The sequence below is a fragment of the Marinococcus halophilus genome (genome assembly GCF_002265875.1).
GTDB lineage: Bacteria > Bacillota > Bacilli > Bacillales > Marinococcaceae > Marinococcus > Marinococcus halophilus.
The window spans coordinates 116,579-141,543 of record NZ_NPFA01000009.1; the positions used below are offsets into that span (position 1 = coordinate 116,579).

General features: G+C 45.9%; 21 protein-coding genes and 1 pseudogene. 7 read left to right on the forward strand and 15 right to left on the reverse strand.

Translation table 11 applies throughout. The annotated features are described in order from the left end of the window. Positions 1-840: 840 nt before the first annotated feature. Positions 841-1,140, forward strand: a complete 300-nt coding sequence (locus CHL76_RS10890; RefSeq protein ID WP_094908565.1) for a hypothetical protein — start codon at positions 841-843, stop codon at positions 1,138-1,140. Positions 1,141-1,202: 62 nt separating this feature from the next. Here the strand turns inward: CHL76_RS10890 and CHL76_RS10895 are convergent. The 11 genes and pseudogenes from CHL76_RS10895 to CHL76_RS10945 form a co-directional block, all read right to left on the reverse strand. Then, positions 1,203-4,081: pseudogene (locus CHL76_RS10895) on the reverse strand (DUF3427 domain-containing protein). 30 nt (positions 4,082-4,111) lie between these two features. After that, positions 4,112-4,498, reverse strand: a complete 387-nt coding sequence (locus tag CHL76_RS10900) for a (deoxy)nucleoside triphosphate pyrophosphohydrolase (RefSeq protein ID WP_094908566.1) — start codon at positions 4,496-4,498, stop codon at positions 4,112-4,114. Between the two features lie 125 nt (positions 4,499-4,623). After that, positions 4,624-5,610 carry a ring-cleaving dioxygenase gene (locus CHL76_RS10905; protein ID WP_094908567.1) on the reverse strand — a complete coding sequence of 329 codons (987 nt, stop codon included), beginning with the start codon at positions 5,608-5,610 and terminating at the stop codon, positions 4,624-4,626. Between the two features lie 82 nt (positions 5,611-5,692). After that, positions 5,693-6,310 (reverse strand): NAD(P)H:quinone oxidoreductase, encoded by a 618-nt coding sequence (gene wrbA, locus CHL76_RS10910; RefSeq protein WP_079474181.1) that lies wholly within the window; start codon positions 6,308-6,310, stop codon positions 5,693-5,695. Between the two features lie 127 nt (positions 6,311-6,437). Beyond that, positions 6,438-7,046, reverse strand: a complete 609-nt coding sequence (locus CHL76_RS10915; RefSeq protein WP_094908568.1) for an alpha/beta hydrolase — start codon at positions 7,044-7,046, stop codon at positions 6,438-6,440. Between the two features lie 109 nt (positions 7,047-7,155). Then, entirely contained in the window at positions 7,156-7,602 is a 447-nt protein-coding gene (locus CHL76_RS10920; protein ID WP_079474358.1) for a MarR family winged helix-turn-helix transcriptional regulator, read from the reverse strand. 133 nt (positions 7,603-7,735) lie between these two features. After that, positions 7,736-8,020, reverse strand: coding sequence for a hypothetical protein (locus tag CHL76_RS10925; RefSeq protein WP_094908569.1), 285 nt, complete (start codon positions 8,018-8,020; stop codon positions 7,736-7,738). 94 nt (positions 8,021-8,114) lie between these two features. Beyond that, positions 8,115-8,366 carry a hypothetical protein gene (locus tag CHL76_RS10930; RefSeq protein WP_079474178.1) on the reverse strand — a complete coding sequence of 84 codons (252 nt, stop codon included), beginning with the start codon at positions 8,364-8,366 and terminating at the stop codon, positions 8,115-8,117. Between the two features lie 77 nt (positions 8,367-8,443). Next, entirely contained in the window at positions 8,444-9,823 is a 1,380-nt protein-coding gene (locus CHL76_RS10935) for a LysM peptidoglycan-binding domain-containing protein (protein WP_332908340.1), read from the reverse strand. Positions 9,824-10,052: 229 nt separating this feature from the next. Continuing rightward, positions 10,053-11,069, reverse strand: coding sequence for a UDP-glucose 4-epimerase GalE (galE, locus tag CHL76_RS10940; RefSeq protein WP_094908571.1), 1,017 nt, complete (start codon positions 11,067-11,069; stop codon positions 10,053-10,055). A gap of 107 nt (positions 11,070-11,176) precedes the next feature. Further along, complete coding sequence (locus tag CHL76_RS10945) at positions 11,177-11,863, reverse strand: putative glycoside hydrolase (RefSeq protein ID WP_158219155.1); 687 nt, start codon at positions 11,861-11,863, stop codon at positions 11,177-11,179. Between the two features lie 382 nt (positions 11,864-12,245). Here CHL76_RS10945 and CHL76_RS10950 point away from each other — a divergent pair, with 382 nt between their 5' ends. The 5 genes from CHL76_RS10950 to pelG are packed head-to-tail and all read left to right on the forward strand — an operon-like array spanning position 12,246 to position 19,112. Beyond that, entirely contained in the window at positions 12,246-13,481 is a 1,236-nt protein-coding gene (locus CHL76_RS10950) for a hypothetical protein (RefSeq protein ID WP_094908573.1), read from the forward strand. Next, a complete protein-coding gene (locus CHL76_RS10955; protein ID WP_094908574.1) occupies positions 13,471-14,406 on the forward strand; it encodes a tetratricopeptide repeat protein in 936 nt (311 codons plus the stop codon). Before CHL76_RS10950 ends, CHL76_RS10955 begins: the two co-directional genes overlap by 11 nt. Continuing rightward, on the forward strand, positions 14,403-16,241 hold the full coding sequence (locus CHL76_RS10960; protein ID WP_094908575.1) for a DUF2194 domain-containing protein: 1,839 nt from the start codon (positions 14,403-14,405) through the stop codon (positions 16,239-16,241). Before CHL76_RS10955 ends, CHL76_RS10960 begins: the two co-directional genes overlap by 4 nt. After that, positions 16,238-17,659, forward strand: a complete 1,422-nt coding sequence (gene pelF, locus CHL76_RS10965) for a GT4 family glycosyltransferase PelF (protein ID WP_094908576.1) — start codon at positions 16,238-16,240, stop codon at positions 17,657-17,659. Before CHL76_RS10960 ends, pelF begins: the two co-directional genes overlap by 4 nt. Continuing rightward, entirely contained in the window at positions 17,640-19,112 is a 1,473-nt protein-coding gene (pelG, locus tag CHL76_RS10970; protein ID WP_094908591.1) for an exopolysaccharide Pel transporter PelG, read from the forward strand. The genes pelF and pelG overlap by 20 nt, the downstream gene beginning before the upstream one ends. A 47-nt stretch (positions 19,113-19,159) precedes the next feature. Here pelG and CHL76_RS10975 read toward each other — a convergent pair whose 3' ends face one another. The 3 genes from CHL76_RS10975 to CHL76_RS10985 all read right to left on the reverse strand — a co-directional run bounded on the left by CHL76_RS10975 (position 19,160) and on the right by CHL76_RS10985 (position 22,406). Beyond that, a complete protein-coding gene (locus CHL76_RS10975) occupies positions 19,160-20,575 on the reverse strand; it encodes a right-handed parallel beta-helix repeat-containing protein (protein ID WP_094908577.1) in 1,416 nt (471 codons plus the stop codon). A gap of 111 nt (positions 20,576-20,686) precedes the next feature. After that, positions 20,687-21,169, reverse strand: coding sequence for a DUF4188 domain-containing protein (locus CHL76_RS10980; protein ID WP_094908592.1), 483 nt, complete (start codon positions 21,167-21,169; stop codon positions 20,687-20,689). Between the two features lie 151 nt (positions 21,170-21,320). Beyond that, entirely contained in the window at positions 21,321-22,406 is a 1,086-nt protein-coding gene (locus CHL76_RS10985; protein ID WP_094908578.1) for a citrate synthase/methylcitrate synthase, read from the reverse strand. Positions 22,407-22,518: 112 nt separating this feature from the next. Here CHL76_RS10985 and CHL76_RS10990 point away from each other — a divergent pair, with 112 nt between their 5' ends. Then, on the forward strand, positions 22,519-23,382 hold the full coding sequence (locus CHL76_RS10990; protein WP_094908579.1) for a LysR family transcriptional regulator: 864 nt from the start codon (positions 22,519-22,521) through the stop codon (positions 23,380-23,382). Positions 23,383-23,421: 39 nt separating this feature from the next. Here CHL76_RS10990 and CHL76_RS10995 read toward each other — a convergent pair whose 3' ends face one another. Continuing rightward, positions 23,422-24,744 carry a DUF2252 domain-containing protein gene (locus CHL76_RS10995; protein WP_094908580.1) on the reverse strand — a complete coding sequence of 441 codons (1,323 nt, stop codon included), beginning with the start codon at positions 24,742-24,744 and terminating at the stop codon, positions 23,422-23,424. Positions 24,745-24,965: the final 221 nt, after the last annotated feature.

Below are 24,965 nucleotides of genomic sequence, written 5' to 3' on the forward strand. Positions count from 1 at the left end.
CGCACTCCGGAAGGTGCGCATGCTTTAAATATTCAGTTCATATTTATATAGAAAAAATCTCCGTTCGCCCCGTCTTCGCCCAGGATCCGTTCCTTCACTGCCTCCGCCATATCCGGGAGGCCAATGTCCAGTGCAATCAACTGCACTTTTAAATTTTCCTCCTGAAGCATTTCGCAGCCTGCTCGCCCGCTTCTTCATTTCTTGCTCCAAGCCACACGTTGAAGATGCTTTGTGCCAACTGCCGGCAGGCTGCCAAACCAATACTACAGACCCTGTCGGTTACTAGTTCGCTTTTCCCGTTCTTTGTTCCCTCCTTTCGGCCTGCTTGCTGTTCTATACCCGGCAGAGAACCTCGCTGATCCAGGAGAGAACGATGCAAAATAAGCATATTACATGTTTAATAAACAAGAAGTTGGGAAATACTTGTATATACCTTCAAACCATATTTTAGACGTAATATATTCAGAGCTTCTTTCAGAATTTCACACAGGCATCAGACTGAAAGCTGTATGTCGGAATCTGGGATGGGGAAATTCGAAAAACCGTCATTTTTCCTGTCTATACGTCAATTGTATACATGGCGATCGTGGTCTGGATATTCAGCCGAGCCAAAAGCCAGAAAAAGAGCTCACACTCTTTTTCTGGCTTTTTTATCTTTTATGAGGAATTATTCAAGAAAGGAAGGATTTCATATGGCCGTATTTTTTACACTGCTGTGCGGCGTTTCCTGTTACGGGCTGCTGCTCTGGGACCGCCTAAATACAAGTGATCAAAAGAAAAACGAATAATTAATATCCCTGATCCTGCCTGCTATAATACGTTAAAGGAGGAGAGGCACTCGTGCTGCTGAGCATATATGATTACAAAATAGAAAAAACCCTCAAAAAGCTTAATCACCTGGCAGAGGCGCCTGTAGATAAACGCTTAAAAAGTAATCTGCCGTTCACTCTTTATATTACTTCTGCCCAAAAAGAATGGTTGGAACCATATATGACTTTTCTGCATAATGAAAAGTTGGTTTACGTCTCTCTAATGAGAGAAGACCATCCACTAGAGGGTCGTTCACAAGACGAACTGGTCCCTGTACGGCTTGTTCCGCTTCCGGGCCTATGGGCCTCCAATGAGCAAAAGAAAGCTTAAGCTAAATTACCCGCCGTTGCCGTTAATGAAGCCAGCAGAAGAGCTCCTCTGCTGGCTTCTCATTAATCGCTGTGCAGATAGTGGTAGAGAGCCGCATCAACTTCTTCTTCAAATGAAGTCTCATCCGTACAACCGGAATTAATTTTCCGTTTTTGTCCTGCATGCTCGTGTTTTCTACCGTGTGCTTTAGCGGCTCTGCTTCGCCCAAGTAATAAAACTCCCGGCCTTCGTCATCATCTTTTTTTACAAAGATATAAATCCGGCTTTGCTCTCCGTCTGCATGGATGATTTCCTGTACTTCCTTCGAGGCAGTGGTCCGGTTGCTCCGCGTATACCACTGCAGCTCTCTGCGGCTAATAAACTCGTCTTCGTAATTAATGTTTGCTTCCACATCTTCCGGTTTATGATAAGTAATAAAAATAGGGGTCGTGCCGTATTTTGTTTTATAGCCGTATATCGTCGAACTTTCGTCATTTTCCCAATTCAATAGCCGGCACACGTCCTTGCGGGAATATTTCTGGTACAGCGTGAACGGCGGCTTTTCGTATTGTTCGTTTTTCAGCTCCGCACAGACAAGCACGTCCTCCACAAGTGTCCTAAACCAGGAGGAACCGGCGAGTGCTTTCTGCATCGCACGAGTCCACGTAAAGCCTCCACTTCCCTCTTTGATCAAAGGAATTCTGCCATACTTTTTTTGATACGGATCAGTAAAAAAATCTGTCGTTAACATCCGCTTCACTGATACGGCTGCTGCATCTATGTTTTCTTCTCCTGATGCACGTATAATACGTGCCATCTCTTTTGCAGCAATGGCATCGTTCTCAAGCAGGTGCCACAGCACCCCCGCCTCATGCCGGCGTTTTCCATTAATAAATTCGGCAGAAATGAGGTACAATAGCTGATCCTCAAGTAGAGACAGCTGAGGAGCCTGTTCCTTTAATTTGCAAAGGAACCGATAATAATTTCCGTATTTAGAGGTGATCATTTCGGGATCTACGGCATTCTGCTGTAAAAAATCCTTTAAAAGCGGTCTCCGTCCGATACGCTGCTTTACATTCATATAAGATTCCTTCAGTTTTCGCATTTCCTGCAGATTCGTCTGATCGATAGCAGCAAACACCTTCTTCTTGGCCACCTCTTCAAAATTAATGGAGGAAACGCCCTGAACAAAGCTATTGGTCTGCATCCGCCGGCGGATATGGTCTTTATTGAGCGAGCGGTCGCCGGAAAGCGCCACTGGAATCAGGTAGTTCTTTTTATAATTACCAATAAAATCAATGACGGTCACAAAATCCTTGGACGGATCTTTACGCAGGCCCCGGCCGAGCTGCTGGGTAAAAATAATGCGCGACTGCGTCTGCCGGAGCATGACGACCTGATTCACCCCCGGTATATCAATGCCTTCATTGAATATATCCACTGTAATAATGTATTCAATCACGCCATTTTCAAGACGGTTCACCTGCCTCCACCGCTCGTCCTGCGAATCGGCTCCCGTCAGCACTACGGTATTTCTTCCTTTTTGATTCATTAGAGTCGACAGCTCCTCTGCCTCCCGGTTGCGGCTGCAAAAAATCAGCCCACGCACTGTCTCCCCGGAATGACCATAATAATGGATTTTTTCGAGCAGGTGCTCTACCCGTTCCTCCGATATAAGCCGGCTCAAATCTGTCGTCTGATCAATTACTTCTCCATCTTTCTCATAATCGGTTACCCCGAAATAATGAAAAGGGCATAGCATTTCTTCTTCAAGCGCTTCCTGCAGCCGTATTTCATACGCCACCTGATAGTCAAACAGAGCGAAAATATTCACATCGTCGCTTCGTTCCGGGGTCGCTGTCATACCAAGTAAAAACGATGGCTGAAAATAATCGATCACTTTTTGATATGACGGGGCCCCTGCTTTATGTACTTCATCAATTAAAATATAATCAAATGCTTCAGGGGCGAACCGCTGCAAATGAATGTCTTTTGCGATCGTTTGTATGGTCGCAAATACATAGCGGGCCCTGGTATCCTGGCCGGACCCGGTGTACAGGCCGAAATTTTCCGTGCGGCCGCCAAGAATCCGGGCAAAGTCATCCTTTGCTTTCCGGAGAATCTGCTCCCGGTGTACAATAAAAAGCATCTTTCGGGGCTGATACTTTCGTACATCAAACGCGGCCAAATACGTTTTTCCTGTGCCTGTTGCCGAGATGATTAGTCCCTTTCGCTGCCCGGCCGTTCTCAAAGCGTCCAGTTCCTTTAAAGCCGCTTCCTGCATTTTATTGGGCTTGATTTCTAGTGCTTCTTTCATTGCATTCCGGTCAATCCATCCGGGTGAAAGCTCGGCGATCTTTTCATGTGCCTGCGGACGATACAGCTGCTGATATTTTTCTATCCATTCCTTCGTTAACGGTATTGCCTGAGACCAGGTATCTTCAAACTGCTGCCCGAAGTGATGAATCACTTCTCCGTTTTCATGAGAATGAAGCTTAATGTTCCATTCGTAGTTTACCTTCAGCGCATGCACCGTCAGGTTCGAGCTCCCAACCATCAGTGAATAGTGGTCTTTATGTTTAAACACGTACCCTTTAGAATGGAACCCTTCAATTTCCGCCAGCCGTACTTCCACATTTGTAATTTTCAGCAGTTCCTGAAATACCTTCGGTTGATTAAACTGTAGGAAGGTGGATGTAAGTATTCTCCCATACACTCCGCGTTTTTTTAGTTCGAGCAGATGCGTTTTCAGCGTAGCCAACCCGCTTTCTGTAATAAAAGCTACCGAAAAGAAAAATGAGTCGCACCGGTACAATTCATGAAGCAGGGTGGTGAGCACCTCTTCATGCTTCTTTTTGTCATTTATCAACAGCTTAGGCGCATAAGGGCTGCGATCGTAGCTTTTCTGGTCAATAAAGCCTCGGTATAACGATTCCTGTAGTTGACGCACTGTATCCATTATCAAGCTCCTGCCTATGTTTGTAATAAAAAACTATTGGGTGATCTTATAAATGGCGGGAATATCCGCCGGGGCCCAGTCCAACTCTTGCAAATCATCTTTTTGTACCCATTTGATCCGGCGATGTTCTGTCAATGTTGGCTCTTCTCCTGTAAGCCTGCAGTAAAACGTCGTAAGATGCACAATGCCAAAATCATATTCATATGTCGTTTCTTCGATCCTGTCTTCAATGGTGATTCCGCATTTCATTTCTTCTCTGATTTCTCTTTGCAGCGCCTTCTCCGGCGTTTCTCCTGCTTCTATTTTCCCGCCCGGAAATTCCCATTTTAATGGAAGAGTTTTCGTCTGGCCCCGCTGGGCGCAAAGAATCCAATCTTTGTCGTAAATGACTGCTCCGACTACATGAATATCTTTTTTCATTCCAATGCCGCCTTTCTAAAGAAGGATGAATGCTGAGTTCTTTTTATCAGCTTACTACACTTTCCATTTTTCAGGCAAAGTCCTCCCCAATAAAAAACCTTCGGCCCGGGGGCCGAAGGAAAGGCTTAATCATTATACTCTTTTTCAAATACTTTTGTGCTTCGCACGGTATCAATTGGCCGCACAGAAGCTTCAATCTGTTCACGCTGCGGCTCAAGCATGGGCGGAAGCGCAAGATTTTCTCCAAGCGTTTCATACGGCTCGTCTCCCATAAATCCCGGGCCGTCCGTCGCAAATTCAAACAAAATCTGCGGCGCCACCTGGGAATACAGCGATTCAAAATAGTGGCGGTTCACATAGCCCGAGGTGCGGAAGCGAAAGTCCGCCATCCGCTGAATCCAGGCTTCGAGTTCCTCGCGGTCCCTTACCCGGAAAGCGGAGTGGTGAACGGTCCCGTATCCCTGTCTCGCCGGCGGAAGAACTGCATTGTATTCGGCAATCACCTGGGCGCCGTTGCCTCCTTCTCCGACCTCAAACAAATGAAACGATCCGTCATGCCCGATTTCTTCAAACATGAGCACGCGCTCCATCATTTCTTTAAAGTAGTCAATGTTATCAATACGGACATAAATGGGACCTAGCCCGGTAATCGCGTATTCATCCGGGACAGGACCGTTTTTCCACGGTTTCCCTGCCGGCACTCCTTCATTGTTTTCGTCGGAAACGAGTTCATACTGCTGCTCGTCAAAATCGACGAACGGGAGGCGTTTTTTACCGAACCGTTCATAAATGCCCTGATGCTTAACATCTTTCCGGGCAAACCTCTTTGCCCAGTAGTCCAGCGCTTCATCACTTGGCACCCGGAAAGACGTACGTGCGATTTCGTTTGTACCGTGTGTGCCTTTAGGAATGCCCGGAAAATCGAAAAATGTCATGTCTGTGCCGGCGTTTCCCTCATCATCGGCAAAAAACAAATGATACGTCTGAATATCGTCCTGATTGACGGTCTTTTTGATTAGTCTCATGCCCAGAACATACGTGAAAAACTCGTAGTTTTTTTCTGCGCTGCTCGTAATAGCTGTTACATGGTGCAGGCCTCGGATCCCTTCCACGCTGCGTTCCTCCTTTTTCCGTTAATTTTATTTATCTACGAAGATGACTGCATGGAAAAGGAGCGTTCTACGCCCCTTCCAGCTACTGCTGCTCCATGCCCTTTTTCACCCATGAAGCTACCGTAACTGTACGCTTCGCCTGGTGCTTTACAGCTTCTTCTACGTCTTCCTGCATGTTTCCTTCCTGATCAACTGTTACACTCGTGCCATAAGGGTTGCCTCCGGAAGCGAATGTGACTGGATCTGTGTAGCCGGGGGAAGCAATAATAGCTCCCCAGTGCATCATTGTCGTATACAGGTTCTTCACTGTAGCTTCCTGTCCCCCGTGCGGATTTTGAGCGGAAGACATGCCGCTTACTACTTTATTGATCAGCTGGCCGTTCATCCACAGGCCGCCGGTAGTATCAATGAACTGCTTCATTTGCGCCGGCAGGTTGCCAAAACGCGTCGGCATGCTGAAAATGAAAGCGTCTGCCCATTCCAGATCAGCCAGTGTCGCTTCTGGAATATGGGATGTATCTTCGAGATGCTGCTTCCAGACCGGGTTTGCATGTACTGCTTCGTCAGGAGCAAGCTCCGGCACACGGACGAGCTTCGCTTCTGCCCCGGCTGCTTCCGCACCTTCCACGGCCCATTGTCCCATTGTATAATTCGTGCCTGTTGCACTGTAATAAATGACTGCTACTTTTACGTTTTCCATTGCTTCATCTCTCCTTATATTTTGTTTCAAAAAATCAAATAACCCCAATTTCGTACACCACCATTTCTTTTAACACCAGTGTATTTTTGATGTAAGGCTGTGCGCCCCTTTCACGCACGAAAGACATTTACAGCACTGTATGCTTATACCATTCAGCCGCCTGGGCCACTTCTTCCCTGGTTAGCTGGTGGCCCCCGTCTTCCCAGTGGAGGGTGACAGCTGCGCCGGCTGCTTCAAGCATTTCCGCGAGCTCTTCTGTTTCTTCCGGACGGCAGATAGGGTCATTCTTTCCCGCTCCGATGAATACAGGCAGCCCTGTTAAATCCGGCAGCTGAATGCCCCGGCGCGGCACCATCGGGTGAAACAGCGCTGCTCTTTTTACCGGCTGTTCATAATGGAAAAGAAGATTTGCAGCAATATTGGCCCCGTTGGAATATCCAATTGCTATGACGTTTTCCCGGTCAAAGGAATGCTCAACAGATGCAGTATCTATGAATTCATACAGGCCGCCGGTCTGTTTCATCAAATCTTCTTCATCGAACACACCTTCAGCCAGCCGTTTAAAGAATCTCGGCATGCCGTTTTCTGTAATATTTCCCCGCACTCCTAGTATTGAGGCGGAGTTATCGATCATACCCGCTACTGGCAGCAAATCATTCTCTGTGCCTCCTGTACCGTGGAGTAGCATGAATGTTGGTTTGTTTTGGTCGTTCCCCTGTTGAAAAATGTGTTTCACTGTAATCCTCCTTCAATGGCAGTAATATGATAAACATTAACTTTGTTTATTCACTTTCAATTATTTCGATACCATATATCTTTAATTCAAGATAATAATATAAAAAAATTTATTTTTCGAGAGAAAGGCCTAATTTTTTCAACATAGCTATAAATGTTTCTTTTTCTTTTTCATCAAGTATACTGAACATTTCCTGAATAGCCGCCTGATGCTGGGGAAAAATCTCGTCCATCAAGGCAGACCCTTCTTCTGTGATACACACATTAATAATCCTCCGGTCTTGCGGACAACGGCTTCGAAGGAGATACTTTTTCTTTTCGAGTTTGTCAATAACGTATGTCATGCTCCCGCTCGAGAGCAGAATTTTTTCCCCGATGCGCTGAATAGCCTGTTCTCCTTTGTGATACAAAAGCTCAAGTACAGCAAATTCGGTAGGATTCAATCCGTGCGCACGGATATCCTCCCGTATTTTTTCTTCCACTGCGTGATTAGCTCTTGATAATACGACTAACGATTTTAAAGCAAGGTCCTGGCCACTATTTGTATTACTCATCATCATCATACCCTTAATTAAAATATCTTTAATTAAAGATAATACTACACTTAGCTTTTTAATATGTCAAGATCCTGTAAATTAATTTAAAAAACGACCATCCTTCCAAAGAGAAGAACATGTACAGTTACTTTAGTCATAACAATTTTTTCTTTCTTTTCTTTTCCTTCATGAGTAGCACTTTTTCTTTTCTTTTCCGCGGAGGCAGGATCCAACGGTAGCTTTCCTTCCATTCATTTCCCTCTTCTACGGCAAAATTCTTATGAAGGCTGAAATACAATAAATAAAGCAGACTCAATACGTGGATGCCTTTCATCCAGCCGGCAAACAGCGGCTGCGGAGTAAAGGCCTCTAAAAGAATATTTGCAGCAGCAATGATGGCTAAAATTACTTTAAACGAAAATACCAGTAATAATATCATAGGCACTTGCTCCTTCCCGAAAAGCTATTATACCAAAAAAGCAGCTGCAATCCTCTTTTTTCCAAAAATATAACCGGCCGATGATTTCGGCCGGTTATTCGTTTTCGCCTTTTTCGAGTGTCCCGTCCAGGTGAAAAACAACTCCGCGCTGCTCTATCGTTGTCTGACCCATCTCAAATAGTACTGTTCCTGCCTGCGGGGTGAGACGGTCCTTCGTTTCGTAATTCACGTGCACGGCCCGCTCATCATTTTTTTCCACGAAATTGATCGTATACTGAATGTTATGGCCTTCGCTGCTTTTAGTAGTATGCGTGCCTTTTTCTGGTTTAAACGTAATTTCGGTCATTGAAGAACCTCCCTTTTCTTACGGTCTGGTTCTCTTTACCCGCCCAGCGTTCACGTTCAACCATCTAATATTTATTATTATGAAGCAATTTTCAATACCCGGCCGACACTAATCACACTCGTATTGGAAATATTATTATCCGCAGCAATTTTTTGAACCGTAGTGTCATATCTTCTAGCGATGCTATATAGCGTATCCCCCGCTTTCACGGTGTACGTAGTGGAGGAAGCAGGCGGAGCGGTCGTGCCTTTACCTGGAATTTTCAGGACCTGGCCGACCCGGATCACGTTCGAACTCGTCGGGATGCCGTTCGCTTTTTTCAGCTCGGTCACGCTTACGTTGTTACGGTTCGCGATGCTGTACAGCGTATCCCCTGATTTCACGGTATACGTGACGGATTCAGCCGGTGGCGGAGTAGTGGCCCCTTTACCCGGAATTTTCAGAACCTGGCCGACCCGGATCACGTTCGAACTCGTCGGGATGCCGTTCGCTTTTTTCAGCTCGGTTACGCTTACGTTGTTACGGTTCGCGATGCTGTACAGCGTATCCCCTGATTTCACGGTATACGTGCCGGATTCAGCCGGTGGCGGAGTAGTGGTCCCTTTACCCGGAATTTTCAGAACCTGGCCGACCCGGATCACATTCGAGCTCGTCGGGATGCCGTTCGCTTTTTTCAGCTCGGTCACGCTTACGTTGTTACGGTTCGCGATGCTGTACAGCGTATCCCCTGATTTCACGGTATATGAAGCCCCGTCCGACGGTGCACCCTGAAGCTGCAGTAATTCTGAGACTGTTACAAATTTGTAGCCTTGTGCTTTCAGCTTCGTAATCATCTCCGGCAGCGCAGCTGGCGTACCAGGGGCGCCTGCTCCGGTATGCATCAATACGATGGAGCCTGGTTCAATATTATTCACTACTTTATTCAGCACCTGGGTTTTCGAAAGGCCCCTCCAGTCAATTGTATCGATATTCCAGTGAAGAGTATGCGTATAGCCGGCATCTCCTACTGCTTTAAGCACGGTGGAATTGGTAGCGCCAAACGGAGCCCGAAAAATTGGCTTGGTTGATTTACCGGTAGTGCTTTTCACCAGGGCTTCGGTGTCTGCTAATTCTTTTTTCATTTTAGTAGTGGAAATGGTGGTGAAATCAGGATGGGAGTATGAATGATTGCCGAGCTGGTGTCCGGCAGCAGCGATATTCCGTATGGACTGCGGATGATCTTTCGTTCCGCCCCCCGTTAAGAAAAAGGTCGCTTTCACGTTGTGAGTCGACAGTGTCTGAAGAATTCTCGAAATGTTTGCCCCGTCCGCGCCGTCATCAAAAGTCAGTGCTACTACCTTGCTAGAAGTGTTGCCTTTCACTACATACTTTGAACTGGCGGCATCCGCCTGCAACGGGAACGAAAAACAGGTAACAAGCAAAAACACTAGAAGGACAGCGGCTTTTAACCACTTCATACCCATCCTGCTCACCCCATTTATTTAGTTATGCCGGTCGCCCGGCATATGTACGAGTGAACAATCATTCATTATTTCCTTTATTATACTTCTAATTTAGTAATAAGTACCGTGCTTAAAGTACTATATTTTATACATATAAAGTACATTTTTTTAGAAATATCTCTTAAATTTAGAAATAAAAACAAAAAAGCCTGATAAAACAGGCTTTTTTCTTAACAGTTACTATTTACACAGTAAAATACCCTTCTGGATTATGTTTAATCCAACGCCAGGAATCTTCGCACATATCTTTGACTCCTTTATCAGCGGTCCAGCCCAACTCGTCACGTGCCTTAGCTGGATCTGCATAACAAACAGCAATATCTCCCGGACGGCGGTTCTTTATTTCATACGGAACTTCTTTTCCGGAGGCTTTTTCGAATGCTTCTACTAATTCCAGTACGCTGTAGCCCTGTCCGGTGCCAAGATTAAATTCTCCGATTCCAGGCCCCTCCATTGATTTATGCAGAGCACTCAAATGGCCCTTTGCAAGATCTACCACGTGAATATAGTCGCGCACTCCCGTGCCGTCCTTTGTAGGGTAATCATCGCCGAACACGTTCAGCTGCGGAAGCTTTCCGACCGCTACCTGTGTTATATACGGCATCAAATTATTCGGGATGCCGCTTGGAGATTCCCCGATTCGGCCGCTCGGATGGGCACCGATCGGATTAAAGTACCGGAGGATGGAAATACTCCATTCGTGATCGGACACATAAAGATCCCGGAGAATATCTTCAATCATTAGTTTCGAATTTCCATACGGATTCGTTGCCTGCAACTCAAAGTCTTCTGTAATTGGATTTGTTTTTGGCGTACCATATACTGTAGCCGAGGACGAAAAAATCATTTTCTTTACATTAAATTTTTTCATTGTTTCAAGAAGAATAATACTTCCGGTAATATTGTTATGGTAGTATTTGAGCGGAACTTCCACTGATTCTCCAACCGCCTTTAATCCTGCGAGGTGAATAACCGCTTCGATGTCGAATCTTTCAAATATGCTCTCCATTTCTTTGCGGTCAAGCAGATCCACATCAAAGTATTCGAGGCTTTTTCCAGTAATTTCTTCCACCCGCCTCAGAGAGACGGAACGGCTGTTGGAAAAATTATCAATAACTATTACTTCATGGCCTTCTTCCAACAGCTCTACGCAAATATGGCTTCCTATATACCCTGCGCCTCCGGTTACTAGTATCATCACTGATCTCCCCCAAAATTTGGTTATTTATTATTTCCAAACTACATCATTTTCTTTTGAATAACAACACTCTTCTACGATAGAACCTTTGCTGTCCTGCTTTCTTTGCCCTACTCCCAGATGTTATATCCATGCGTAGAATGAAAATGGCAGAAGCCATGAGATTCTGCATACTTCCGGCTTTCTTTTTCTTCCCTTCCCGAGACGGTCAGCACTTCAATTTTATATTTTTTCCGCAGCTTTTTTAATTTGGCAATTTTCTGTTGCGCCCATTCATCCCCAGCAACTGCAGAATAATCAAATCCTTCCCACATAATGCCGTCTACAAACGGGTACGTAGTCGTGCTGAGTGTATCGAAACCCCAATTTTGGATGACGGCCAGCTGCGAATGTTTTTCTTTAATACCCCGCATAAATGCAGCTATCGCCACCCGCTGTTCCCGCAGTGTTTTCGGGTGGTTTTCATGCTCGTCATCGATATTTCCCACCGTGTCTAAAAACACGCCATCACACCCTTTGGCGTGAATCTGTTTCGTTACTTCGTTCAAAAGCACCTCACGGTAGTGAGAGGCATTCATGTCCATTAAATAGGAATCCCACTGCTTGTAATATACGAGGGTCCCGCGGCGCCGGAAAAAATCTTTTTCGTCCAGCTGTACATATAAAGCTTCATTCCACCGGTCAGCTTCCATCGCATTAATATAGCCGTAAACTCTTGTGCCTGCCCGCTGAATGTACTTTACCTGCTGCCTTGTATAGTATACCGGCTCGATGATCACCACATCATAATTTTTCATCTTTTTGAGTATGGTTTTGTTTGGAGAATCATAAAAAATCTTGTAATTTTTTATTTCACCCATTGAAGGAGCGCCATGAGAAGCGGGTTTTAGCTTCATTAGAAAAGACTCATAAAAAAATAGAGAAAAATTTGTAACAAAAATCATTTTTTGTGAGATAATACCCATAATGCTCCCCCTTATAGATAGTAATCACGCGTTAAAGCACAGAGATAGGACTGGTCCTTTTTAAGTGCAGGGATTTATGAACCATGCCATTAAACCCTGAAGACCGCATTTTCAATTCTTTTGTAAGTATAAAGTTTTACTGATCTTACCCTGAGAGTGCGGTCCTGGCAATACGGTACATAAACCTAATATAACTTTTTGAAGAGGTGATGGGATGATTTACACGCAGAAAAATGTGTGGAGAAAAGTTGCGGAGCTGCTCGTTGTCGTTCTTGTACTGGGAGTCATCGATCAGGCATTTCAGTTGGGAATGCTTGATTGGACGCTTAATCCATTTTTGTTTGCTATATTGTTTTTTTCTCTGCGATACGGCATTAATATTGCCATTCTGAGCTTTTTTACGACCCTTGTGTATCATGTTATTGCCACGTTCACAGCAGGCGATGATTTATTTCTGCTGTTTTATGATACCGGTGACTATCTTTATTTATTGTTTTCCCTGCTTTTGGCTGTTATATGCGGCCTTTACAGCTCGTCCTACCGGGAGCGTTACGAAAGCCTTACGTACACCCAGGATGAATTAAAAGATGATAATAAAGAACTGACCAAAACCATTAGAGAACTCGAGGAGTCCCAGCGTGTCATGCAAGAGAAGGTACTGGATTCCGAGCATACTCTTGCCCAGATTTACCAGGTCGGCCTCAAGCTCGATCAGCCGACGCCGGAGCTTGTGCGAAACGAAGCCATTGCGATTATCTCCGATTTATTTAAAGCTGATAATATTGCGATTTATCACGTCGACTCGTCTAAAAGATCTCTCCGTCTGAGAGTCCGCCAGGGAAGCTCGCAGGTGCTCCCACAAACTGTATTTCTAAGCGAAGAATCTTCTTTTTACCAACGTTTATTTACAGAAAAAGCAATCACGCTTCGCAACGTCAAAGACGAGCAAAACGCTCCGGTAATTGCCGGCCCTATTGTTTATAATAAAGAAATTCAGGAAGTGCTGATTATCGATCAGCTTGATTTCGCCCGCCTCACTACCCATGAAATTCAAATCATGTCCTTTGTGCTCGACTGGATTTCCAATCGTATTGAAAAAGCACGTGAGTGGCAGGCGAAGGATGAAGAGAAACAAATGCTTCCAGGTACAAACGTCTATTATAAAGAAGCCTTCGACGCCCATGTGGCTCAGCAGGACGTGCGCCAGGAAGAATACGGTGTGCCTTACAGCACGGCAGCCATTCAGTTTGACCGCTTTGAAGGAATGTCTGTCGCCGAAGCTGAGGTTATTTTACGGACTTATCTGCGCGAAATAGATATTATTGGCTTTGAGTCCAACCAAAGCGTTCTCTATTTCCTTCTCCCGGGCACCGATGCTGAAAACGCCCAAGTAGTAGAAAAGCGGATCAAGAAAGCCTTAAAGGAAAAAGGAGGTACTCATGCTGGGTAATCTCACACAGCCGACGATACTAGTGATCCTTTTTTACATCGTTCACGCCGTCGTTTTATTTGCAGCAGCAAAAGCTGCAAATAAAAGACTTCAGTCCGAGCAGCACGGAGCTGTCATTTGGATAGTGCTGATCAGCTGTTTTCTTCCACTGCTTGGGGAAGTGCTGGGCCTCCTCGCCTGGTGGGCTTCCAAGCGGGTGGATTCAAATAAAATCGTCTCTGACTATACAGACTACGTAAAGTTTCAGCCGATTAACCTGGAACACCTGCGACACGAAGCAAAAGACAACAAAAATCTCACTCCTCTGATGGAAGCATTCACAAATGATAATCAGCCGGATCGTAAAAGCTTAATGCTGAAGCTTATCAACTCCAACATCTCAGACAAAGGAAAGTATTTAAACCTCGGTCTTAACAATGATGATTCGGAAACTGTACACTATGCGGCGACGACGATGAATCTGCTTGTGGACCGCTACGAAAAAAGTCTTGATACAGCGAGGGCAGAGCATGAACACTTCTACAGTGAAGAGACTCTCAGTAGATTAATAGGTATTTACCGCGGCTACCTGGACAGCCGTTTACTGGATGACCATTCGCAGGAGCACCTCCGCTATGTATTTCTTCAATTTTTAGAACAGTCAGCCAAGGATTTCCCAGGCCATATGGAGGTTTTTAACCAGCTTGGATATATTTACCTGCAGCACGGCTCTGCGACCCAGGCGGTTAATACGTATATGTATATGCTCCAGGCATTTCCTCACAAAGCTGACGGCTATTTAAATTTAATTGAGTATTATTATAACCAAAAAGATTGGTCCGGGATTGAGCAGGTGCTCACCCGGATGCATGAAAATGTGGATGTAGATAAAATACCGGAAAACCGCCAGTATATTGTCAGGCAGATGGGGGGTGTCGTTTCGTGAGAAAACAGATGATGAAATCAACGGTGGGGCTCTTTGTGGTGATTTTAAGCGTCCTTCTTATTCTTCAATTCATCAGGCTCGAACGTTTTCAGCTTTGGCTCCCCCACCAGGCCTCAAATACAGCGGAAAAAACGGAAACAATGAACTCAAGCAACGCGGAAACGGCAGGGGAAGAAATGAACATCTACGTGCACGAAAACGACAGCGACCTTTCTAAAAACACGTTGAATAACTTTGAACATGCCCTGGATTACGCCAAAGTGCCTTATACCGAAATTTCTCAGGATGAAATTGCAGACCTTGAGCCCTCTCCTTATAATGTGCTTGTGCTTGCCGGCGAACACGCCGAGGAATGGCCTTTTGAAGAGATAGAATCATTTGTCGAAGAAGGGGGCCGTCTCTTTATCGGAGCCCGTTTTATCGATACACGCTACAACGAAATGCTCGGTATCGATGATGTGAATGATTTCAGCAACCGGCAGGGCCTGACGTTTGAGCAGGAACTTTTTCCAGGCTATACGGACCTTGGCAATGATTCAGCACTTTTTTCGCACAGCATCGCCAACATGACGCTGCGTGAAGGAGCCGAGCCTTATTTATCCACTGAAGGCGACCCGTTGATGTGGACCAATGAATACGGGGAGGGCAAAGCTCTTTTTTGGAATACGACTGCTATGGAAATGAAAAATGCACGCGGCATGCTTCTCCAATCACTTTCTATTCTTCCGCCTGCTTTTGCAAGCAGCCAGGCTGATATTAAAATGGCCCACATTGACGATTTCCCTGCGCCAGCACCGTCGGCGGAAGATGAGCAAATTGCCAGTCAATACAACATGTCTGTGGAAGACTTTTATGCCGATGTCTGGTGGGAGGACATGAAACAAATCGGCATGGATCATGACCTTACGTACACCGGGTTAATAATTGGCACATACCAGGATACGATGGATCTCACAGCGGAAGAACTTATTGAAAGTGACCGATTCCCCCTGCTTTTCTTCGGCAGAAACGTCTACCGGCACGACGGGGAGATCGGCCTGCACGGTTACAATCACCAGCCGCTTGTAACCGAAGACGATCCTATGGATCCCGAACTTTTATACACCCCGTGGGAAGATAAAGAAAAAATGAAGGAGTCACTGACACGGGTAGAAGAAGTATTTCAGCATTACTATCCTGAAGAAGAGTTCAAAACGTATGTCCCTCCTTCCAACGTTTTAAACAGAACGGGAATTGAAGCAATCCACGAAGCTCTGCCAAGCATCAATACGATCGCTTCCCTCTATACCGGCGAAGGGGAAGGAAGCTTTATCCAGGAGTTTGAAGAAGACGAAAAATATCCGTCACTTTACCATTTCCCCCGTATTTCCAGTGGATATTGGGAAAGCGCGGATTCACAATTTATTCAGGCAGACGCTATTGCCAACTTCGGCGTGTTTTCCCACTTTATTCACCCGGATGACGTGCTTGACCCGGACCGGGCCTATGGGGACGGCTGGGAGGATATGAAAGCTCAGTTTGAGGACATGGCGGTTTTTGTCGAAAACACTTATCCATACCTCGACAGCATGACCCAGGCGCAGGCGACTGAACGAATAAAAAGCTATCAGGCCTCAAACATTGAAGTCACGTACAATGAAGACAGAATTATGATTCAGGGGGAAAACCTGCTTGAGCCATCCACCATGATGCTTCGTGTTGATAAAGGTACTTCTATCGAAACGGGAAGCTTTGATTTCGGTTCAATCGAAGCCTATGGGGGCACCGGCACACTGTACCGTCTCACTCTTGAAGAGCCGCAGGCTGAAATTCCATTAAAGGATGATGCTTCATGAAAATAGGCATGGTTGTAGAAGGCAGCTATCCGTACGTAAGCGGCGGGGTGGCCAGCTGGGTGCAGATGCTCGTAAAACAGATGCCCGAGCATGAATTCATCATCATCGCCATTACCCCAGAGCCGATTTTCCCGGAGGACTATCGTTATGAACTGCCCGGCAATATTTCGCAGGTGCTTAATCTTCCGCTGAACATGCAGCAGCCGAGACGGCAGCGTAATTTCTCTCTGACTCCAGTGGATGAAGAAGCCATCACTGAGTGGATGATGTTTGAATCCGTCCGTTCGGATGCCCTTCTTGCTCTAGGCCAGAAGCTTGGAGGCACGGAAAACTTTTTCTCCAGCGGCCTGTTCTGGGAAATTGTGCAGCAGAGTTATGATAAAGAAAAACAGTCCGGCTCATTTATTGACTATTTCTGGATGTGGCGCGGCATGTTCGCGCCCGTTATCGAACTGCTGCAATTCTCATTTCCAGACCTTGATATTGTTCATTCGGCTTCAACAGGCTACGCCGGGATGGTGGCTGCTGCTATTAAACAGCAGCAGGGTATTCCGTATCTGCTGACCGAGCATGGGATCTATTCCAGGGAGCGGGAGGAAGAGATTCTGCAGGCTGACTGGATACCGGACTACTATAAGCAGCGCTGGATTACGTTTTTCCATCATCTTTCGCGTCAAGCGTACAAAGAAGCTGATGATGTAATCACACTTTTCGCCCGTAACGGGGAACTGCAGGAGGAGATCGGAGCCGATCCGGCTAAAATTGAAATCATTCCAAACGGAATCGACTACTCCCGTTTATCACTTGTCGAAAAGGATAAACACCATCGTTCGTACGTTCATATCGGGGCTATTGTACGCGTCGTTCCTATTAAAGACATTAAGACGATGATCCATGCCGGCAACATTTTAAAAAGCCGGTCCGTCCCCTTTAAACTCACTATTATGGGACCGCTTGATGAAGATCTCGAATATGCCGGCGAGTGCCGGCGTCTTGTCGATCAGCTTGGTCTGCAGGACCACGTTTTTCTTGTCGGAAAAGTTAATATTACTGATTACCTGCCTACCTTTGATGTGTGCTTGCTGACAAGTATTTCTGAAGGCCAGCCCCTCGCCGTTCTCGAAGGTATGGCAGCAGGGCTTCCGTTTATTGCAACAAATGTCGGCTCCTGCTCGGAGCTGATTCACGGACGGGAAGGGGACCCATACGGGCCTGCCGGCTTTGTCGTTCCTCCGGTTAATCCGGATCAGGTCGCCCAGCGCTGCGAGTGGATCTACCAGCACCCGGAGGAAGCGGAAAAGTTTGGCCGCAACGGACAAAACCGGGTCGAAGCATATTACCAGATTCACCAGTTTATTCAGGAATACACAGAACGTTATCATCAAAGGGGGGTCGAATATGGCCGGCATAGGGTTTAAACTTCAGCAGTTATTCCAGGAAGACTATTTTTCCTCCAGGATGAAAGCCTATGCTTTCGCCGGCCTGGTAACGGCCGGGCCCTGGATTGTTGTTATCGCCACGATTGCAATGATCCAATGGTTTTCCATGGTATTTCTTCCTGTTACGCTGCAGGAAAGGGAGCTGTTCAACTTATCTATTTCCTATTCGTTTATATTTTCCCAGGTGCTTTTTGGTATCCAGCAGTTGGTAGTCACGCGGTATGTGGCGGATTTATTCTATGAAAAAAAGACGAATAAAGTGTTTCCAACATTTCTTGGCATGACGAAAGTAACTCTTTTTCTGGCGGTAACCGCCTGGCTTATCTTTATATGGATAAGCTCTCTCCCATTTATGTATGAGCTTTTGCTCCTTGTGTTATTTGTAACCATTAACTTGATCTGGGTCCTGTTTTTATTCTTAAGTGCCGCAAAGTTTTACCAGGCCGTTGCCTACAGCTTTTTATCCGGCGCAGTGATTGCCGTCGGCATGGTATTTCTTCTCGGCCGCTCTGCGGAAGCTTTTATGTTTATTCCTCATGCTACGAGCTTTATGCTTGTGCTTGGCTTTACGAGCGGCATGATTGTCACGTTGTTCGGGCTGCTGTTTTCGATGCTGATTACGTTTCCGCTTCATACATCGGACAACCAGTTTCAATACATCGGCTATTTCGACAAATATCCGACCCTCTTCTGGACCGGATTTTTGTATAACGTCGGTATCTGGGTGTGTAACTGGATTATCTGGTTTGGCGAGGGAAGATCAATTCTACTTGATACGTTTGTCTATAATCGGGTATACGACACAGCAATTTTTTGGTCCTATCTGACGATTATTCCTACGCTGATTATCTTTGTGGTGTCGGTAGAGACCCGTTTCTACGAACGCTACCGTTCATTTTACGGCTATATCAATCAAGGCGGTACGCTTCAACAGATCAAATCGTCAAAAGAATCTATGCAATACGTCTTAAAGCAGGAGCTTGAGCGGCTTGTGCGCAGCCAGGGCCTGATTTCCATCGTGATCATCTTATCGATTGGCTACGCTGCCACTTTTGTCCCCGTCGAAAACGACATTATCTCGATCTTCCGTTTTACAACGGTCGGAGCGTTTTCAAACGCGATGGTTCTTGTCCTCACGCTTATCCTTCTTTACTTTGAAGACCGGCGCGGCGCGATGATTACTTCCATCCTGTTTTTCTCTTTAAACGCTGTACTCACCTTCCTGCTGCTTCCTTTCGGCTTTAACGGCTATGGACTCAGCTTTGCCCTCGGATCGAGCGGTGCCCTGCTGTTTGCTCTGCTCCGCCTTACGTACTTTATCGAAAAAGTCGATTACTTCGCTTTTTGCAACCCGAACAACCTTGAGCGCCCAAATCCGCCGACGCTGTTCACAAAACTCAGCCAGTGGATGAACAAACGAACTATTCTTTAAAAGCATACGAAAGAGCCGGACGGATGCTGCTCCCCGTCCGGCTCTTTTTATTCTATGACCTCACGTGCGGGAGAATCCTGGGACAGTTCAAAATTGTAATTAGAGGCATTTTTATATTCGGGGTTCACGTAGCGGGAATTAGTTCCACTGTCGACCAGGGACTGGAATTCATTGAGCGTAGATACCTGTTCATTTTCCCATACCCAAATACTTTCTTTTCCCTTTTCCCGATGGTACACATTTTGCCGGAATTCATTGCCTGTGTTGTTTTCAAAGTAATTGGCGATAAACACACGTGAACTGCTTGCCGTTAAAATATTATTTTCAATGCGGTTGTTTTCCGTATCATTTTGAAGCAGCAGCTGCCCGCCGTCTAAATCTTTTGTATCATTACGATACATAATATTTTCTGCGATCGTGCTGTCTTTCGTACCACCGCGTTTTTCGTCATACCCGCCGATTGATATGCCGGTAAAATTATTCTCATAAACTGTATTCCCGGTAATCCGGATATCGTCCGCATGCTCCCCGTCCTGCTCTGAAGTAGCTTCAATACCCAGGTCATTCCGGTAAACTGTATTGTTTTTTATATCAATATCGCTGCCGCCATCCACATAGATGCCTCCCGCGCCGTAAACGTCTCCCTCTCCGTAAGCAGGGTTGCCGTATGAAGAGTTATCATAAACCGTATTATTTTCCACTGTGCCATTCCGGGTATAGTCAAGGGCCGGGTCGTCCCCCACATCTTCATATCCAATCATGTCAATCCCAATATTATCGTTATGGCGCACTGTATTTGAAGCAATCGTAAAATCTTCTACATTACCATTCAGTACTACTGCTTCACTTGAACCAAGGACCAGATCTTCCACCATATTATTACTGATTTCGATATCCGTTACTGCTTCACGGCCGTATACAGCAATCCCATGAGCATTCCCGCTGTCTGCGTTCGTTTCTATGCCGCGGACATGATTGTTATCAAGCGTGATGCCTTCAGCGCTGTCATGAACGAAAATACCTACAGGGGTCTCATTGTTAAGCTCTGTGGATAAATCCTGTATAGTAAATCCTCGAATCGTGATAAAATCCTGGTTTTCAACCTTAATCATTGCCGTAATGCCCGCAGACTCCTCCAGGGAGCTGCCACTTAAAATCACTTCTTCGTCTTCATATGCTTCAAATGTTATCGGCTTCGAGGAGCTTCCGCTTTCCGCTACTTCTAATGGTTCTTCGTACGTGCCGCCCCGGACATATACTGTCATCCCGGGTTCTGTCTGTTCAGAAGCTGCATCCAGCGTCCGCAGGGGGTCTGACCTGCTGCCATCGTTGCTGTCGTTTCCATCAGTCGATACATAAAGGCATGCATTACCTGTTGCCTGTGTGCATTCCGAAAATAGTAGTAACCCTGCTGTGAGGCCCCCCACTAAGAGAAGCGTCAGGGCAATCCAAAGTTTTTTCATCTTATCTGCTCACTTTTTGTTAAAAATACCCTAACTAGTCGTCCTCAGGGGTGGTGCTACTATTTATTATACGCCAAAACATGAGATAAGTCCTAGTGTCTGTTTGAAATTTTATTTTTTAGCTTTCTGTCCTATTCGTTCTTCGGCTGTACCGGTCGCTTTCGTTACTGGTTCTGTACCAATAGCTTTTCCGAGACCGAACGGCGGCATGTTTACATAAATTGATTCGTATGCCCCGCTGGGCACAAGGTAGGTCTCGTGATAAATTCCAACTGCGGTGTTTCCTCTCGTTCTTTTATTAAACGTACGCCACGCCTTTAAATGCTTTGGTGCCTGCGCATATGCAAGCAGTTCTTCTTTGGAATTCCAGTACTGAATCATCATTGTCGCCGGAAATTGAACATAGCTTTGCATTCCCATACACCCCAGCTCTTTGTGCATGGATAATTCTTTTATCATCGGGGGCATCGCAAGCAGCACTGGAAGCCATTTATGCACCGCCCTCCAGTTATTAATTCTCATTCCTATCACAAACACAGTAATATCCCGGTCTCCCGCTGTTGTATACCTGCCATCCCCAATTTTACTTTTCATCCCCATATCTCCTTTCGTCGTAGTTTCCCCAGGAACCACTGCCTCCCACGTTTTTTTCTTAATCATACTACCCTTCTCTCCCGCCAGCTTGCTTTTAATAAAAAACTCTCCAACTTTTTTAGCTGAAGAGTTTTTGTTAAATTTCCACCGTTTAATTTATTTTCCCAGTATATACGGACTGGGGGCGGATAATCCGGTTGTCACTTCTCTGCTCCAAAATATGGGCGCTCCAGCCGACGCTCCGGGAAAGAGCAAAAGTTGGGGTAAACAGCTCTTTAGGAAAATCAACCGCTTTTAACACAGCCGCTGCATAGAATTCTACATTTGTGTACAGCTTCCTCTCTGGTTTATACTCCTTCAGCAGCTGCACCGCTTTTTGCTCTACGTAATGCGCAGTATCAAGCCAGTCATTATCATTTGCGGTGCTTTCACATATTTTCTTTAATGCCTCTGCTCTTGGATCAATCGTTTTATACACCCTGTGGCCGAACCCCATCACCTTTTCACCGGCTTCTATTCTTTTCCGCAGCCATGCTTCGGCGTTTTCTTTGCAGCCTACAGCTTCAAGCATATCCATAACTCCGCCCGGCGCCCCGCCGTGAAGCGGGCCTTTCAGGGCGCCCATCGCTCCGGCAGCAGCTGAAAAGAAGTCCGATTCAGTAGAAGCAATCACCCGTGAGGTGAAGGTGGAAGCGTTCATTCCGTGTTCCATTGTTAAAATTAAATATGCCTCGAGTGCCCGTCTCTCTGTTTCTGCTGGCTGTCGGCCACGGAGCATATACAAATAATTAGCAGCGTGGGAGAGGGCGGGGTCTGCCTGCACGATTTCTTTTTTCTGAATAAGCCGGTGCCGGCTGGCGATAATAACAGGCAGCAAAGCGATCAGCCTTGCTGCTTGGCTGCGCGGTGATTCCTGTAGCGTATCCTTTTCTGCCAAGGCGGATACAGCCGCTTCAAGCACATTCATCATATCCACATCAGCAGGCATCTGTTGTACCATCTTTTGAATATGCCCGGGCACAGTGCGCCTTTCCTTTAGCGAATCGGTGAATGTCAGCAGCTGCTGCGTATTTGGCTTTTCTCCTTCGAGTAGTAAATAGGCAGCTTCTTCGAACGAGGATTCCATCGCTATATCTGCTGCCAGATATCCACGGTAAATCAGCTTCCCATCTTCCCCGTCCACCATACTGACAGCCGTTTCTGCAGCAATTACGTTTTCCAGTCCTTTTCCGTTCAATTTTACTTCCCCCCTTACTTTTTGTTGTATTTAGTTTAACGCGGGTGTGTAATAATAAATATTAAATAAAATTGCTTTTATTGATAAATTTTTATTATAAGGGGAGAGCGTTATGAAATTAGAATGGCTGCAGACATTTGCTACTGCCGCTGCACATGAAAATTTCCGCCAGGCGGCCGAAATCCTTTTTATTTCCCAACCGGCGGTCACTATCCATATTAAAAACCTTGAAAAACAGCTGGGGTTCAACTTATTTACTACTCAGGGGCGCCGGGTTTTGTTGAGTGAGGAAGGGCGGAGATTTCTCCCGCATGCTCAGGCTGTACTTAAAAGCTATCATTCTGGTCTCAAGGATATGGAACAATGGCGCCAGGGCAAAACACGCACCCTGACGATCGTCATTTCTCCACTGCTTGCGGCATCAGTACTTCCCCGCATCATACGCATATTCACCAAAGCCCACCCGCATATTGACGTAGTTATCGATGTCCAGGATTCGGTTTTTATCGAACGCCGCCTCCACGACGGCTCTGCTAATATTGGCCTTTCCCTGCTTCCCACTTCTGGCAGTAATATACACCAGAAGCTTTTACACCAGGAACCGGTGCTTTTGGTCGCCCCTCATGATGGCGGCGACGCTGAAACGATGCCGCCGCTCGACGCCACTACTGTGCTTACGGAAAACGTGGTTTTCACCTATAATCATCCGGGATATTGGGATTCGCTTCTGCAGATGCTGCACACACGTTTCCCCCGGCTGCAAACTATGACAGTTTCCCAGAGCCACGTGACAAAACGATTCATTGAGGAAGGCCTTGGGGTTTCCTTTCTTCCACGTTCTGCAGTAAGAAGGGAGCTCATGGAAGGAAGAGTCCTTCATGTAAACGTTCCGGAATTCGATCTTCCGCAGGCTTCCACTTACTTGCTGTATAAGTATACAAGCGAAGAGGTATTTCAGTTTCTTTCGTATGTATAGACAAAATGCCGGTTTCTGCCGGCATCCTTTTGTTTCCTTTTATTTAAAGTTTTCTTTTAACCATTCAAGAAACAGCTCATAATCTTCCTCTACCCGCTCCTTGTAAAACTTTGACCACGTAATCATTTCCTGAATGAAAATCTCTTCCTCGTTCCCAATAGCTTTCAAAATTTCATCCTCGCTGTGATAGTCCAGCAGCCCCTGCTGAATATCAATATCCGCCCGGGCATGCACCTTTGCCGATATCTTTCCCATTGTCTGTACCGTCTGGTGCATTCGTTTTGGCTCTTCCAGGTGCTTACTTTTTAAATCTTTATCATACGGCGAGCGTTCCCGGACGTAGTAGTCGCGGTGCTGCAGGGTGAAATAGCCTAAATACGGATCCGCCAGGTGGTGCATGGCCCGCTGGGTCTTGATTACCCGCTTGCCCTGGTGTTTGTTCGTTGTCCAGAATGTTTCTTCATAAGGGAAAAAGTAAGCAGGGATGGGCGTCCGCGCCTCTTTTGCTTCCAGAATAACGTGATCCTCTTCGCCTTCAATTAGAATGTAAAAGCGCTTCAGTCCCGTAGAACCGATGCCTGCTCCGGTCTTTTTCACGATGTCTTTGATTTCGTAGTGCTCTTTGCTCCGGTAGCTTTCCTCCGCAAGACTTCCTAAATACTGGTTCCAAATTTTCATTATTCCCTGATACTCGTTATCGGTCACTGAATCAAGTTTGGATTTTCCCCGTTCAAACACACGATCGCCGCTGTCATTGACGATGGTTTGCTTGTCGAGCTCATGCGTAGCCTTTCGGTCTTCAAGTTTCTGCAGAGTTTTTTTTATCGGCTGCCTGGTGTTCCGGGAAGTGAATTGCGTTTTTACTGGATTCTTTTTGCCTTTTTTAAATTTTTTCAGACGCTTATAGTACGCTTCTAAATATGTCCGGACGAAAGCGTCCCGCTCCTCATCGTCAAACCCCTGCTGCATAGCAAACAGCCGGATGCTGACCACCATACGGAGGACGTCATACAAATAGGAACCAAGATAACCCTCGTCAAAGTCATCCACGTCAAAAACAATCTCTCCGTTTTCGTTTTGAAAGCTGCTGAAATTTTCCATATGCATGTCGCCCATGATCCAGGTCGGCTTGTCTGTTGGCGTATGATGCCGAAAGGGGATGTTGACTACATCGTAGTAGAATAAATACGCGCTTCCCCGAAAAAAGCTGTAGGGATCCTGTTTCATCTTGACGTATTTTGCCTTCCTCCGGGTTTTGTTCAGCTTCATCAACCGGTCGTCAAATTGATCGAGAATCGTTGCCAGCGTCTGCTTGCGCAGGTATCTTTTTGTTGTATACACAAGTTCTTCGTTATTAACCATAATTATCTCCTTTGCCTCTTCTGGGGATAAATACTTCGCTTTTATCTCTTATACATTAACATAAATTAAAAAACTATTATGTTGGGCCGCAGGGCAGGGCGACCTAGCGAATTTTTCGTTCTCCACCTAAATGAATCTCTTTCATTACTTTCTTCACGTTTTCTTTTTCATAACAGGAATCGCTTAATTTTCGTAGAACAGGACGAAGAGATTGAAAGTTA